Below are 14758 nucleotides of genomic sequence, written 5' to 3' on the forward strand. Positions count from 1 at the left end.
CTCATTCTCCTAATATTTCTTTAAAAAGTAATCTGAAATCTGTTTTGATGAAAAATCTCTTAACGCTAACAATTCTGACTCCTTAATTTGAGAATACAAATCAACGAACTCAGAAGAAAAACATTCTTTAAAATAATCATCTTGTTTCAAAGCGGCTACCGCTTCCCCTAAATTTCTAGGCAAACGAAAAATACCTCTTTCCTCTCTTTCAGACCTACTTAACTTTTGAGGGTCAAACATTATCTCTTCCGGGGGAACTATTTTTCTTTTAATCCCATCGATTCCTGCAGAAATTACGGCTGCAATAGCTAAATATGGATTAGCAGTTCCATCACTAGATTTCAGCTCCACGTTTAAAGTAGATTCTTCATCATTCCAAAACGTCGACGGAACTCTAACAGCTGCTTCGCGATTATCAATTCCCCAGATTGCATAGTCGCTACTCCAATTTGAAGGTTTCAGCCTTTGATACGAATTCTCACTTGGACATGTGAAAGCCAATATTGCATTTATATGTTTCAATACCCCGCCAATGAAGTATTTTGCTACTTGACTTAATCTGCCATTATTCTCATCAAGGAAAGCATTCCGTCCATCTTTCCATAATGATACATGAAGATGCGCGCCAGAACCGGCTTCAGATAGATTGGGCTTTGGTGCAAAAGTTGCATAATAACTATGACTCTTAAAAACTTTTTTTACTATTCTTTTTAACATAATTTCATTGTCTGCAGCTTTTACAGGGTCTGTCGGTTCAATAGGAAACTCTTGTTGTCCTACGCCTGCTTCGTGATAAAATTCTAACGGTTTAATGCCAACTGCTCTTAGCTGAGCCGTGATTTCTAAAATAATATCATAAATTTCTTCATTGCTTTCAGTTGAAAAGCAAATAAAGTCATCTAATTTTCGTAACTCTCCGTTTTCATCTTTTTTATAAATCGTAAATTCGTTTTCTAAACTCACTAATGCATCATAGCCCATATTTTTTAAACTAGATATTACTTTTTTTAATAAAAAACGACTATCCAAATCTAATGGGGAACGCGTATCATAGTCATAAAATTCACATGCAGCTGTTGCAACTTGTGGTTGATAAGGTAAACATTTTATGGTTTGGATATCAGGAATCAATCTGAACTCTCCAACAGCATTAAGTTCAGGATAGTCAACGATACTATCTTGAAGAGTTGATGCCATCATTGCTTTCGTAATTCCCATTCCGCTTGAAAGATGCGTTCCAATACTGTCAAGAAACATTGTTTTGGCTCTAGGAATCCCAGTATAATCCACATACATGAATTCTAATAGCTCGACTCCCTTAGCCTGTAATTCCTTGATGTAGTCTAAATCATTCATTTTTTCTCTCCTGTACTCGATCTACAAAATTACTAAAGATTTTCAATTGTGTCTGATCCTTTTGCCATAGATTCTCAGGATGCCACTGAACCAGAACAATCGAATCATCTTCTTTAGACTCAAGCCCTTCAACTATTCCATCAGGCGCAATAGCTGTAATTTTTAATCCATCGGCAACATCTTTTATTGCTTGGTGGTGTCGCGAATTTACAAGTAACTTTTCACCAACACACTCTCTCAAAACACTTCCTTCAGTTGTTCTTACATAATGCGTTCTGAAGTTTCCAACTGTGGCTTGACTATGTTGGATTTTTACATCTGGATCTTGTGTATAGACATCTTGATATAATGTCCCTCCCAGCACAACATTTACCATTTGAATTCCTCTACAAATCCCTAAAATTGGAATTCTTTTATTAATTGCTTTGTTAATTAAAGCTCTTTCAAAGAAATCTTTTTGCGGCAATGTTAATCCAATTTGAGGAATAGGATTTTCACCATAGTAGTAGGGACTCACATCCGGCCCACCAGGAATAAGTAGACCATCAATCATCTGAATATATTCGTCAACCAATTCTTCTGTCCGTTCACTCAATTCCGAGAATGGTAAACCAATTGGAATAGCACCCGTCTTAATTACCGCTTCTTTTACATCATGCGGAATATAAGTTGGATAATCCTCCGGCATTCTAGGATTAACTTCGATTAACTCATCACACGGTATACCGATAATTGGTTTCATAAAATCACTCTCTTTCTAAAAAATGGTTGTATAAATATATCTCAATTGCTTTAACTATACCACATATTATTCGCAAATACTTTTTTAATTAAACTTAAATCATGATTAACATAAAATTAAAATACTTCCATATTGATTACTTTAAATCTAGACAAATAATGCGAATAAACATTATAATATAAGTAAATAAAGCGCTTTTATGCAAGGAGGATTTTCATGGAATCAAATGTTAAAATTTACGTCGTATCAGATTCAATTGGGGCAACGGCGCTCAGCCTTGCGCAGGCGGTCACCGTTCAATTTCCCAAAACCAAGTTTGAAATCAAACGTTTCCCATTTATCACAACCGTCTCGATCTTACAAGGAATCTTAAATTCTGCTAAACGTGATCATGCATTCATTATTCATACGTTCATTACGAAAGACTTAACCGAGCATACAAACAAGTTTTGCACGGCAAATAACTTAAATCACTATGATGCGGTGGGTGATTTATTAACCGAACTTGAAAAGCAAACGAATGAAAAACCGCTTCGCAAGCCGGGAATCAACCACGAAACGGATAAAGATTACTTCAAGAGAATTGAAGCAATCGAATTTGCTGTAAATTACGATGACGGTAAAGATCCATCGGGCTTTACGAAAGCGGACATCGTGCTTCTAGGTGTTTCGCGAACTTCCAAGACACCGCTTTCGCTTTACCTTGCCAACTTAGGTTATAAGGTTGCCAACTTACCGTTAGTTCCGCACACTAAGATTCCAGATGAACTTTTCAAGGTCGATAAAAATAAGATCTTTGGGTTAACGAATGATCCTGAAATTTTAAATGATATTCGCAAACAACGGATGATTGCTTACGGGCTTGATCCGAATACCCAATACTCAGACCTTGGAAACATCGAAAGCGAACTGAGTGCTGCGAACGAACTTTATCGTAAGTTAGGATGCCTTGTAATCAACGTTGCTCATAAATCAATTGAAGAAACTGCAACGTTGATCATTGAAAGTTTGCCAGAACAAAAATAGGAAAAGAAAAACAGGTTGAAACGAACGTTTCAACCTGTTTTGTTAAATCACATTTTTAAATAAATATTCCACTGAAAATCCAAAAAGGAATTCAAGGATAATTACGACCGTTGTTACCCGTTGCAACTTGATCCAGTATTCCGGATTCGTTTTAATTTTAACTAACCCGTAAATTGCATAAATCACAAGCAGTGCTGTGACGATTCCAAATAATTTAACATTTAGAATGCATAAAATAATTTGGATTACAACCGCAACGATCATTCCCATTTGGGCATTTCGAATTTGATTATTTTGCATCGCTTTCATCATCCGTCTTTAAAACTGCCATAAAGGCTTGTTGCGGCACTTCAACCTTTCCTAAAGCCTTCATCCGCTTCTTCCCGCGTTTCTGCTTATCGAGCAATTTTGCCCGTCGGTCGGGATCCCCAGTATGGATCCGGGCAGTAACATCTTTCCGGTAAGCCTTAATATTGGTCCGCGCAATAATCTTGGCCCCAATTGCGGCTTGAATCGGAATTTCGAAGTTTTGCCGCGGAATAATCTTCTTCAGCTTTTCAACGATCGACCGGGCCCGTTTTTCAGCAAATTCCTTGTGAGAAATGAAACTCAAGGCATCAACCTTGTCCCCATTCAACAGGATATCGATTTTGGCCAATTCACTTGGTTGGGTTCCATCCAACTCATAATCAAGCGAAGCGTAGCCGCGGGTACTTGATTTCAGCTTGTCAAAGAAATCAAAGATGATTTCCGCAAGCGGCATTTGGTAAATGACATTTACCCGGTTGTCATCAAGATATTCCATGGTAACGAACTGCCCCCGTTTACGTTGGCAAAGTTCCATTACCGCCCCGACATAATCATTCGGAACCATGATCTCAGCCCGGACATACGGTTCATTGATTTGCTTAATCATTGTCGTTTCAGGCATTTCAGCCGGATTCGTAACGGCAACGTGACTGCCATCAGTCAATTCAACATCATACGTTACGGATGGCGCCGTTGTAATCAGTTCCAAATTAAATTCACGCTCAAGCCGCTCTTGAATGACATCCATGTGAAGCAATCCCAAGAAACCGCACCGGAAACCAAAGCCAAGGGCCTGCGATGTTTCGGGTTCAAATTCAAGGGCCGCATCGTTTAGTTTCAACTTTTCAAGTGCTTCGCGCAAATCATTGTACTTGGCATTGTCAGTTGGATAAAGCCCAGAATAAACCATTGGACTCATTTCACGATAACCAGCAAGCGGTTCGTCTGTCGGGTCATCTGCATTGGTGACTGTATCCCCGACCCGGGTATCTTGAATATCTTTGATTGAAGCAGTGATGTAGCCAACATCTCCCGCAATCAACATGTCACGCTTCAATGGTTTCGGGGAGTTTACCCCCACTTCAGTAACTTCATACTTCGCACCGCTGTTCATCAGTAAGATCTTATCTCCCGGCTTAACGGTTCCTTCTTTGACACGGACACTTAAAACAACGCCACGATAATCATCGTAAACCGAGTCAAAAATCAACGCCTTCAATGGCTTTTCAAGGTCGCCATCTGGTGCCGGGAACTTGTTGACGATGTCTTCAAGAACCTGATCAACACCAAGCCCTGTTTTGGCAGAAATCAAATCAGCGTCTGAAGCATCTAACCCAATGTCATTTTCAATTTCTTCTTTAACTTTATCAGGTTGAGCTGATGGCAAATCGATCTTATTAATGACCGGTAAAATTTCTAGGTCATCATCAAGTGCCAGGTAAACGTTTGCTAACGTTTGAGCTTCAACCCCTTGCGTCGCATCAACAACTAACACGGCTCCTTCACAAGCGGCAAGTGACCGTGAAACTTCATAAGAAAAGTCAACGTGCCCCGGGGTGTCGATCAGGTGAAAAATATACGTTTCCCCGTCTTTGGCCTTGTAATGCAATTCAACCGCATTTAATTTAATCGTAATTCCCCGTTCGCGTTCAAGATCCATTGTATCAAGCAACTGATCCTGCATTTCACGTTTTGAAACCGTATCGGTCATTTCAAGGATTCGATCGGCAAGCGTTGATTTTCCATGGTCAATATGCGCAACAATTGAAAAATTGCGAATATGCCGTTGACGCTCTTTCATTTCTTCCAAATCCATTCATGCGTCCCCACTTTCGTCCAATAATGTCTAACTTTTATTATATCAAGATATAGGACGATACAAAAGTGAATTTATGACAAAAAAAGGAGGTGCGACAAAACGTCACACCTTCTTTACTACCAAATTTATTTTTGATTAACATCTTCCCAACGCCATTCTGTAACTTCCGGCATATCTTTACCGTTATCCCGAATGTATTGGTTATGTTTGTTGATCATGTCATCCATCTTTTGAACGAATGATGCTGCCTTTTCCTTGTATCCTGGAATATGCATAATTGCGTCTTTTGCTAAATGGAACCGATCAAGATGGTTCAAGACCCGCATATCAAATGGTGTAGTGATGTCGCCTTCTTCACGGTAACCATGCGCGTGCAGATTATGATTATGCCGGTTGAAGAACATGCTTTGTAATAAATCTTCAAAGCCGTGGAATGCAAAGATTACAGGCTTGTCTTTTGTAAAGTAGCTATCAAATTCTTCATCCGATAATCCCCGCGGATCGATTTTCGGTGAACGTAGCCGCAAAATATCGACTACATTGATCGTCCGAATCTTTAATTCAGGAAACGCTTCATGCAAAATGCTTACAGCCGCCATGGCTTCCGTTGTCGGTTCGGTCCCTGCACTGGCAATTACCACATCCGGTTCGGCATCTTGATCAGTTGATGCCCAGTCAACGTACTTCAATCCGTTCGTGACTAATTCACGAGCTTCATCGGCCGTGAACCATTGGAACCGTGGATGCTTTGAAGTTACCATCAAATTGATGACATTCCGTTCCGTAAATGCTCTGTCGCCAACGGCAAGTAACGTGTTCGTATCACATGGGGTGTATTCACGAACGTACTTGCCTTTCTTTTCGGCCATATGCGTCAACATTCCGGGATCTTGGTGAGTATATCCATTATGATCTTGCTGGAATGAATTTGACGCATTCACGATGTTCAATGACGGATAATCATGGTGCCAATCAAGTTCATCAGCTTTCCGGATCCACTTGAAGTGTTGGGTCAACATCGAATCAATGACCCGGGTAAAAGCTTCGTACGATGCAAACATTCCGTGCCGACCAGTTAAAACATATCCTTCAAGCCAACCTTCGCATTGGTGTTCTGAAAGCTGCGAGTCAATATTGCGTCCTGCATGCGCCATATTTTCATCATTTGGTTCGTGAATTTCTTCCATCCACTGCCGTTTGCCATCATCAAGCATTTGGAACAATTTGTTTGATTTTGTTTCATCTGGTCCAAATGCCCGGAAGTTAGTTGGATTCAACTTTTCAACTTCGGCTAAATATTTACCCCAGGTAACCATGTCTTCAGCCTTAAATTGGCCGCGGCCTTGTTTTTCAACGTCTAGGGCAAAATCACGGTAATCTGGCAGATTCAAGGTCTTCTGGTGAATGCCACCATTTGTGATTGGGTTCGTTGACATCCGGTGTTGTTCGTCAGGGATATTTTGCCGCACGATTTCGGTTGGATAGCCATCTTCGTCAAACAATTCTTCCGGTTTGTATGATTCCATCCAGTTGATCAATAAATCTTTATGTTCCATTTGATCTTGACTGACTGGAATTGGAACTTGGTGAGCCCGGAATGAATTTTCAATCGGATTACCGTCAAGATCCTTCTTCGGACCTGTCCAACCCTTTGGTGCCCGCAAAATGATCATTGGCCAGATTGGCAATGAATCATCATCATTTTCACGCGCATTCTTTTGGATGGCTTTGATCTTTTCGATACAGTCATCCATCGCAGCGGCCATGATTTGGTGGGCTTCCATCGTTTTTTTGCCATGCACATTGACAATCTGCGGTTCCCAACCCATGCCTTCAAAGTATTTCGTCAAATCTTCATCGCTCATCCGCGATAAGACCGTTGGGTTTGAAATCTTGAACCCGTTGATTTGCAGGATCGGCAATACCGCACCATCATGGATTGGATTAATAAATTTATCTGAAAACCATGAAGCTGCCAACGGACCAGTTTCAGCTTCACCATCGCCAACTTCAACAGCCGCAATGACATCTGGATTATCCAAAATTGCCCCGGTTCCGTGCGAAATTGAATATCCTAATTCGCCACCTTCATGAATTGATCCGGGAGTTTCCGGAGCGGCATGCGAAGCTACTCCGCCTGGAAATGAAAATTGCTTGAACAGCCGCTGCATTCCTTGTTCATCCTGCGTGATCCGTGGATAAATTTCCGAATAGCTACCATCCAAATATGAATTTGAAACCATTACTTGACCACCATGACCGGAGCCTTCAATGTAGAACATATTTAAATCATACTTTTGAATTACCCGGTTCAAGTGCGCATAAATAAAGTTTTGTGGCGCAATCGTTCCCCAGTGGCCAATTGGTTTCGGTTTAACATCCGTTGCCTTTAATTCTCGGCGTAACAATGGATTATCCATTAAGAATAACTGGCCGACTGAAAGATAAGTAGCGGCTCTCCAATAAGCATCAACACTTTTTAAATATTCGGTTGTATCATATTTTGTATTTGTCATGTTGCTGTTCCCCTTCAATTAAGATTTCTAAACTGCTTTTAATTTTTGAATTTGAATTGCAGGTGTTTCATGATCATAAACAAACGATCCTGCAACGGCAATCGTCGCTCCTGCTTGTTTACATTGCGCGATTGTCTGATCATTGATTCCGCCATCGACTTCAATTTCAAAGGCGAATCCTCGTTGAGCTTTAATTTCTGCAAGCTGTTTGATTTTATGCGTCATTGACGGTAAAAAATGCTGACCGCCAAATCCTGGGTCAACGGTCATCACTAAAACCTGATCGACCTCTGAAAGCAGGTCAGTGATCATCGCAACTGATGTTCCCGGGCAAATCACCAATTCGGCCTTTTTCCCCGCTTCATGGATCATCCTTAATGCCCGATGGATGTGCAGCGTAGCTTCGTAGTGAACGCCGATAATATCCGCTCCGGCAGCGGCAAATTCACTGATCCATTTTTCAGGATGTTCAACCATTAAGTGAACATCAAACGTCAAATCTGACTGTCCGCGTAACCGCTGGACAACATTTGCTCCAAAGGAAAGATTCGGAACAAAATTGCCATCCATCACATCAATATGCAGGTAATCTGCGCCAGCTTGCTCAACGCGCTTCACATCTCTTCCTAAGTTGGAAATATCTGCACTTAAAATTGAAGGTGCAATTTTCATTTATTTCACCCCTGTCAAATCGTCTTAAACAATTACCGTAATTGCTGCGGCTCCGATAATAATTACCAAACCTAAGATCGTAACCAGCATTTCCTTATGCGTTTTCTTCTGATCTAAGAACCAGATTCCCGTTAACGTTGCTAGGACCACTGATGTTTGTGACAAGATAAATCCGGTTGCCAAGCCATTCATATTTGGTTGAGCGGAAATCAAGTAAGTCAAAGCCGCAAACGCAAAGAAGAAACCAGAAATGATTTGTTTGTAAGTTACCTTTTCTGTAAACGGTGATTGTTCTTTGTTTTTAATCGTTGCAATTACACCATAAACAATTCCAACAATTACCATTCCGATTGCTTGCGGCAAGAAGGCATGCATCCCGTTAATATGGGCTGCTTGTGGGGCTGCTGAATATGCCCAGTATCCAATTTCGCCAAAAAGCAAAACGATGACTGCTTTTTTCAATGCTCCTTGACCTTCTGTTGTTTTCTTTTCTGACCAAGCCGTCATCCACGCGCCGAGAATGATTAACGCTAAGGCAATAAACCCAACCAACTTATCCATTCCAGTCGGCCAATCACCCAGCGCAACGACGCCCCATAATGAGGCTCCTAACAATTGGAAAGCGGTTGTCACCGGCATTGCCCGTGACGATCCAATTAATGTAAATGAATAAAACGTCACAATCTGCGCACATGCCCAACCGACTCCTGAAAGAATTGCTAATAACAGGTCCATTCCATGCGGAAATCCTAAATGTTCGATCTGGTTGTAAACAATCGCAAAAATCAATGTCCCCAGAGTTGATCCTAAAATTTGGTTAACGGGTTTCCCGCCAAATTTCGATGCAATCGTTGGATAAATTCCCCAACCGATCAACGGTCCGAGTCCAATTAAAATCGCAACCATATTCATATAAACTACCCCTTCTTTTTAAAAGACAACGCCGCTTTCAAGCATAATATTTGAGTACGGTGTCATTTCACCGGTCCGAATAAACGCTTTACAATTACTTAAATCCTTCTTCATTTCATCGTGCGGAATGAAAACGATTGGTGTATCTGGCAGCCGTTTCTTAATGTTTTCCAGCATTGTCGGGTTTTGTGTCTTGATTTCTTCTGCAAGAAAGATCCGCTGAACTTCAAGTTCTTCTAAAACGTTATTTAAAACATCCATAAAACTTGGAATTCCTTTTGTAACTGCCAAATCGATTTTTTCAGTGCCCGCTGGAACCGGCATTCCTGCATCGCCGATTGCTAATTTATCAAAGTGTCCCATTTGGGCAATTACCCGTGACATATCTGAATTAATGACCTTTGTTTTTTCATGATTGATTCCTCCCCAAAATGATTTAGGCTTCCATTTCCTTCAAGTATGGAATTGAAGGTTGCGCACCAAAACGTTGAACCGTAATTGATGATGCTTTATTACTGAACTTGATCGCATCTTCTAAATTACTGAAATCTTTATTCAAAACACTGCTTAATGCTCCAATAAAGGTGTCACCAGCCGCCGTCGTGTCAACCGCATTGACTTTTAATGCTGGAATAATCGCTGTCTTTCCGGCATAACTATAAAAAGTTCCTTGACTTCCAAGCGTAATCAAAACGGCTTTAATCCCTAAAGCATGGAACTTTTCCGCTGCCTTGATCATTGAATCTTGATCCGTAATTTTAATTCCGGTAATCACTTTGGTTTCCGTTTCATTTGGAACGATCATATCGGTTACTTTAAGTAATTCTTCTGGAATTTGATCAATTGCCGGTGCGGGATTTAAAATCGTTACAACGCCGTTTTGACGCGCGATTTTAAATGCTTCCGTTGTACAATCGATTGGAGTTTCGAATTGAGCAACTACAAAGTCGCTTTGAGTGATCAAGCCGCGATTCTGATCAACGTGTTCCGGTTTAAATGCCATATTGGCGCCGCCATGAACATAGATTAAGTTTTCACTCTCATCGTCAACGATCACGAATGCTTGACCTGTTTTATGATTGGATAACGTTGCGATCCCCTGGCAGTTGATTCCATCTTCATGTAAAAGCTCCAGCATTGTTTGACTTACTTCCCGGCCTTCTCCCACAGCACCAATGAAGGAAGTGTCAGCCCCCAAGCGTTGCGCAGCAATCGCCTGGTTGGCACCTTTTCCGCCACCGGCTGTAAAAATTTCTTTCGTATGCAAGGTTTCCCCTGGCTTTGCCATCCTTGCAACCCGAATTGTCCGGTCAAGATTGATGCTTCCAATAACGGTTACTTTATTCATAAAATATCACTCCAATTTAATTGACTCAGAGTGCAGCGCTTTACCCTGTAGTTATAATATACCTGATTCTGTAACCGATTTCAATAACCAATTTAATTTTTGGTAGGTACCAATTAAAGTACAAATAAACATTGAGATTATCAGCTTTTTGGTAAAATTTTTTTGATTTAAATGGTTCCTAATTGGTAAACTAACTTGAAAATGCTATCATGAAAGTTGAGGAGAAATCCTTAAAAAAATTTGGTATATGGAGAGGAGTATTTGTTATGGAATTTGACGAACTCACACCCCAAGAACAAGAAATTTTTATGGAGGTTGCCAAAAGCAAAATTGAAGATGAAGTCTTCATGGCTGATGGAAAGAATTATTTCTCATTAGTAACGAAAGGATTAGTTAAAGAAATTCCGAATGCAAACTTTCTTGCTGCATCCGTTATTTTAACTAAGGAAGGCAAAAAACTCCGCGATAAAGTTTTAAAAAAGGAAAATAATTAGCCGTTAAAGGTATTTGAAAGCTGCGACTTTGATCGCAGCTTTTTCTTATTGAAAAAATCCTTATCCTCTTCACAAAACTTCACGTTTCTTGTTGCTTAAAGGATAAGGACCTTATTAATTAACCACTATCTGTATCATAGTAAGATTTTAAAAGTTATTCAAAAATTTTGCTTAGTAACTCCACGTAACCTTGGTTTGATCTTCAACCGTTGCGTGAACCGGGCATGCCGTTACACATTCTTGGAAAAACCGTTCTTCCTCTGTTCGCGGCAAATCAGATTCCATTTCAAACTTAATTTGAATGTCTGAAATTCGATCTTTGATTCGGGGGTCAACAATCCCATGGGTCTCAACATTTCCTGTAACCGTTACTACTAACTTATTAATCTTGATTCCTTTTCGTTTGGCCAATGAACGTGCTGTAATATTTAAGCATGAACCAAGAGCGCCAAAAAAGTAATCAGTTGGACGCGGATATTTACCACTTCCACCTACCCGTGCTGGCTCATCACACTTAAAGACCAGTTCGCCTGTATCATTAGTAACTTCATAACCATCATCGCTTTTCGTCGAAACAACTTTCATTGAACGCATCGCAATCCCTCCTTCATTTTTATTTTAGCGCTTTAGATATTAATTATCTTTCATTAAGCTCTATGATAAACTGAAACTAAGAATCATTTAGAAAGGATCAGTTCAATGTCAGAAAGTTCTAACACATCCCTTAACCATCAGTTATCGCAATATGTTTTTCGCAGCATTTTAAGTACCGTTGGCGCTTCCATTTATGTACTTGCTGATAGCTTTTTTGTTGCTCAAAAAATGGGCGTTTTAGGCGTTGCCGTAATGAATCTTTCAATGCCGCTGTTTAACGTAATGGATGGGCTTGGTTTTCTTCTCGGAATGGGCGGTGGAACATTGTTTACAATTTATCAAATTCAAGACCGCAAACGTTCAACGAAAACATACACGCAAACGGTGATCATGGGATTGATTATCGGACTTGTCTTTACTTTACTCGGAATTTTATGGGCCTTGCAAATTTCACATTTACTCGGAGCCAATCAAACCACTTTTAAAATGATCTTCCAGTACGTTCAAACCGTCCTCCTGTTTGGTCCTGGATTTATCTTTAATAATCTTTTACTCGGATTTATTCGCAATGATCATGGAACCAAAACCGCGATGTTTGCAATGACGATTTCAAGTCTTGCCAACATTTTCCTTGATTGGCTTTTCATTTTACGACTAGACATGGGAATGGTTGGTGCCGGATTAGCAACGAGTTTTTCTCCGATCATCAGTATTTTAATCATCCTGACCCATTTTAGAAAAAAGGAAAATCACTTGAAACTCGTAAGTCATCCCTTCATTTTAAGTGATCTTCGCCAAACCTTTTCAATTGGGTTGCCATCATTTTTAACAGAAATGAGTACTGGGTTTGGAATCTTTATTTATAACTGGGTATTTCTTAAAGTCAGTGGTAATAATGCCGTTGCCGCTTACGGCATCGCGGCCAATGTTCTCCTAGTTGCATTAGCTTTATTTACGGGAGTTGCTCAGGGAATCCAACCAATCGTCAGTCAAGAATATGCGCATCGGAATTTCAAAACGATTAAACACGGATTGCACTTTGGATTGATAATTGCTGAACTGCTTGGAATTGTCTGTTTGGCATTTGTATGTTTTAACAGTCACCTAATTATTGATTTCTTCAATGCCGCATCGAATCTCAAAGTCATCAACCTTGCAAATTCGGGAATGAAGTTGTTATTAATCAGTCTTTTGTTTTCAAGTTTAAACGTTGTCTTTAACATTTTCTTCTCAGCTATCAGCAATTCGTATATCTCGATTGCAATGGTTATTCTGCGAGGATATATTTTCCCATTAGTTATCGTTGCCTTGTCAGCAAAACTTGCTGGAATTCAAGGTGTATGGTTAAGCCTGACCGTTATTGAATTGGTTACATTTATTATTGAACTGATCGCATGGACAATCGTTAAAGGCAAAATGAAACATAATGACTTTTCAATTGGATAGACAAAAACAGGCCACAAAAATTTTGTGGTCTGTTTTTTACTCTAATCAAACGTTATTGTTCCTGTAATCAATGAATAAATTCCGACAATTGCCATTATCATAATAATAATCCAGGCAATTAATTCGACCTTCCCCCATTTTTCAGAACGTTCTTTCTTACCTTTATAGTAAAATGGAAATCCTGTTACCCACACAATTGCTGCTAACAAAAGATATTTCAATCCAGCCCCATATACCATAAAAGCAGTAAAACAAACTGCAATTCCAGCCCAAATTCCAGAAGTAAATCTTACCTTTTTAGGCTGGTTTTCAAATCCAATTCCAGTTACAACGCTCTTTAGTGCATAAAGTGAAACCATTAAGTACGGAACAATTGAAAGTGACGTTGAGAATTTCAATAATACTTCGTATCCCGCAGAATATGCTCCCGCTACAATCATCAAAACTTGAGTAATTCCAGCTGTTACAAACAGCGAATTAATTGGCGCTTCATTTTTGTTTAATCCATTTAACCATTTTGAACTTGAACCGCCACGTCCGGCTAAGCGAACCTCTTCTGCACTTAAATTTACCCATGCAATTAATGCACCAAGTACTGAAATAATTAAACAGATATTAATCAACCATGATCCCCATGGCCCAACCATATGCTCCATTAATCCAGCCATTGAAGGCGCATGCAATCCTGAAATTGTTTTTGGAGATAGTAAACCTAATGATAAAATACTGGTTCCAACTAACAATGTGATAACAATTAATGCTCCAATTGTTGTGGCCTTTGCAACATCTGATAACTTTTTTGCCCGCGTTGCAAAAATAGTTCCAGATTCAATCCCAATTAAAGTCCACATTGCAGCTAATAAAACATTTTTACTCTGGTCAAAAATAGATACATGACTCCAATGATGAGTTGTGATATTAAAAATATCTTGACTTGCAAAATGAGCCATAAAAATATGCGGATTGAAATTAAAAATTGCTAAAATCAAAAACGCTGTAATTGGAATAACCTTCGCAATTGTTGTTAGATTATTTAACCACGTTTCAGTATGGACACCTTTAAGTACTAAAAACACAATTACCCATAGTAGAATTGAAGCAATAATTACAGCAGGCCATGTAGTTCCGTTACCAAAATATTTGAAAATTGCAAAACTTCCAAATGCTGAAAATAAAACTGTCAAATAGCTTGCATTTCCAATTGCATCTCCAGCTCCATGGCCGTAAGCGGCAATAAATCCTCCTACATTGCCAAACATCTTTTTACTCCAACCATAAATTCCATCATCAATTTCAGGTTGTTGAAGAGTTAAGTTTCGATAAACCGAAGCAAGTGCAAGCATTCCCAAGGCTACAATTGCCCATCCTAAAAGAATCCCAGCTGGGTTAGCGCCCTCTGTCATTGTTGCCGGTAACGCGAAGATTCCTGATCCAATTGTTCCTCCAACAACGAGAGCCGTTAATCCGCCAAGTCCAACTTTATTTTTTATTTCTCCTTTTTTCATAAGATCATCTCCTAAAAAA

At 39.7% G+C, this 14758-nt stretch carries 14 protein-coding genes; 3 read left to right on the forward strand and 11 right to left on the reverse strand.

Annotated elements, in window-relative coordinates; all coding sequences use genetic code 11:
* Positions 1-9 precede the first annotated feature (9 nt).
* Positions 10-1356 carry a glutamine synthetase family protein gene (locus Q3C15_RS01015; protein ID WP_302703524.1) on the reverse strand — a complete coding sequence of 449 codons (1347 nt, stop codon included), beginning with the start codon at positions 1354-1356 and terminating at the stop codon, positions 10-12.
* The gene (locus Q3C15_RS01020; protein ID WP_302703526.1) at positions 1349-2098 is read right to left on the reverse strand and encodes a gamma-glutamyl-gamma-aminobutyrate hydrolase family protein; all 750 of its coding nucleotides are present in this window, start codon (positions 2096-2098) and stop codon (positions 1349-1351) included. The genes Q3C15_RS01015 and Q3C15_RS01020 overlap by 8 nt, the downstream gene beginning before the upstream one ends.
* A gap of 216 nt (positions 2099-2314) precedes the next feature.
* Here Q3C15_RS01020 and Q3C15_RS01025 point away from each other — a divergent pair, with 216 nt between their 5' ends.
* A complete protein-coding gene (locus Q3C15_RS01025) occupies positions 2315-3124 on the forward strand; it encodes a pyruvate, water dikinase regulatory protein (protein ID WP_302703528.1) in 810 nt (269 codons plus the stop codon).
* Between the two features lie 42 nt (positions 3125-3166).
* Here the strand turns inward: Q3C15_RS01025 and Q3C15_RS01030 are convergent, their stop codons facing one another.
* The 7 genes from Q3C15_RS01030 to rbsK all read right to left on the reverse strand — a co-directional run bounded on the left by Q3C15_RS01030 (position 3167) and on the right by rbsK (position 10700).
* Positions 3167-3424 (reverse strand): hypothetical protein, encoded by a 258-nt coding sequence (locus Q3C15_RS01030; RefSeq protein WP_143453665.1) that lies wholly within the window; start codon positions 3422-3424, stop codon positions 3167-3169.
* The gene (lepA, locus tag Q3C15_RS01035) at positions 3414-5249 is read right to left on the reverse strand and encodes a translation elongation factor 4 (protein WP_057828042.1); all 1836 of its coding nucleotides are present in this window, start codon (positions 5247-5249) and stop codon (positions 3414-3416) included. The genes Q3C15_RS01030 and lepA overlap by 11 nt, the downstream gene beginning before the upstream one ends.
* Positions 5250-5377: 128 nt before the next feature.
* Positions 5378-7768 (reverse strand): phosphoketolase, encoded by a 2391-nt coding sequence (locus Q3C15_RS01040; protein WP_302703538.1) that lies wholly within the window; start codon positions 7766-7768, stop codon positions 5378-5380.
* A 27-nt stretch (positions 7769-7795) separates the two neighbouring features.
* Entirely contained in the window at positions 7796-8440 is a 645-nt protein-coding gene (rpe, locus tag Q3C15_RS01045) for a ribulose-phosphate 3-epimerase (protein ID WP_302703540.1), read from the reverse strand.
* 24 nt (positions 8441-8464) lie between these two features.
* The gene (locus Q3C15_RS01050; protein ID WP_302703542.1) at positions 8465-9352 is read right to left on the reverse strand and encodes a ribose/proton symporter RbsU; all 888 of its coding nucleotides are present in this window, start codon (positions 9350-9352) and stop codon (positions 8465-8467) included.
* Between the two features lie 18 nt (positions 9353-9370).
* Positions 9371-9772, reverse strand: coding sequence for a D-ribose pyranase (gene rbsD, locus Q3C15_RS01055; protein ID WP_302703684.1), 402 nt, complete (start codon positions 9770-9772; stop codon positions 9371-9373).
* Positions 9773-9788: 16 nt separating this feature from the next.
* Entirely contained in the window at positions 9789-10700 is a 912-nt protein-coding gene (rbsK, locus tag Q3C15_RS01060; protein ID WP_302703544.1) for a ribokinase, read from the reverse strand.
* 266 nt (positions 10701-10966) lie between these two features.
* On the opposite strand from rbsK, the gene Q3C15_RS01065 reads away from it, so the two are divergent.
* Positions 10967-11194, forward strand: coding sequence for a hypothetical protein (locus tag Q3C15_RS01065; RefSeq protein WP_057828035.1), 228 nt, complete (start codon positions 10967-10969; stop codon positions 11192-11194).
* Positions 11195-11365: 171 nt separating this feature from the next.
* Here the strand turns inward: Q3C15_RS01065 and Q3C15_RS01070 are convergent, their stop codons facing one another.
* Positions 11366-11788: an OsmC family protein gene (locus Q3C15_RS01070; protein WP_283599215.1), complete on the reverse strand. Its 423-nt coding sequence runs from the start codon at positions 11786-11788 to the stop codon at positions 11366-11368.
* 105 nt (positions 11789-11893) lie between these two features.
* On the opposite strand from Q3C15_RS01070, the gene Q3C15_RS01075 reads away from it, so the two are divergent.
* The gene (locus tag Q3C15_RS01075; protein WP_302703547.1) at positions 11894-13234 is read left to right on the forward strand and encodes an MATE family efflux transporter; all 1341 of its coding nucleotides are present in this window, start codon (positions 11894-11896) and stop codon (positions 13232-13234) included.
* A 41-nt stretch (positions 13235-13275) separates the two neighbouring features.
* Here Q3C15_RS01075 and Q3C15_RS01080 read toward each other — a convergent pair whose 3' ends face one another.
* Positions 13276-14739: an amino acid permease gene (locus Q3C15_RS01080; protein WP_278850956.1), complete on the reverse strand. Its 1464-nt coding sequence runs from the start codon at positions 14737-14739 to the stop codon at positions 13276-13278.
* Between the last annotated feature and the right edge of the window lie 19 nt (positions 14740-14758).

It is taken from the genome of Ligilactobacillus sp. 110_WCHN (genome assembly GCF_030518115.1).
In the GTDB taxonomy this organism is placed as follows: Bacteria; Bacillota; Bacilli; order Lactobacillales; family Lactobacillaceae; genus Ligilactobacillus; species Ligilactobacillus aviarius_C.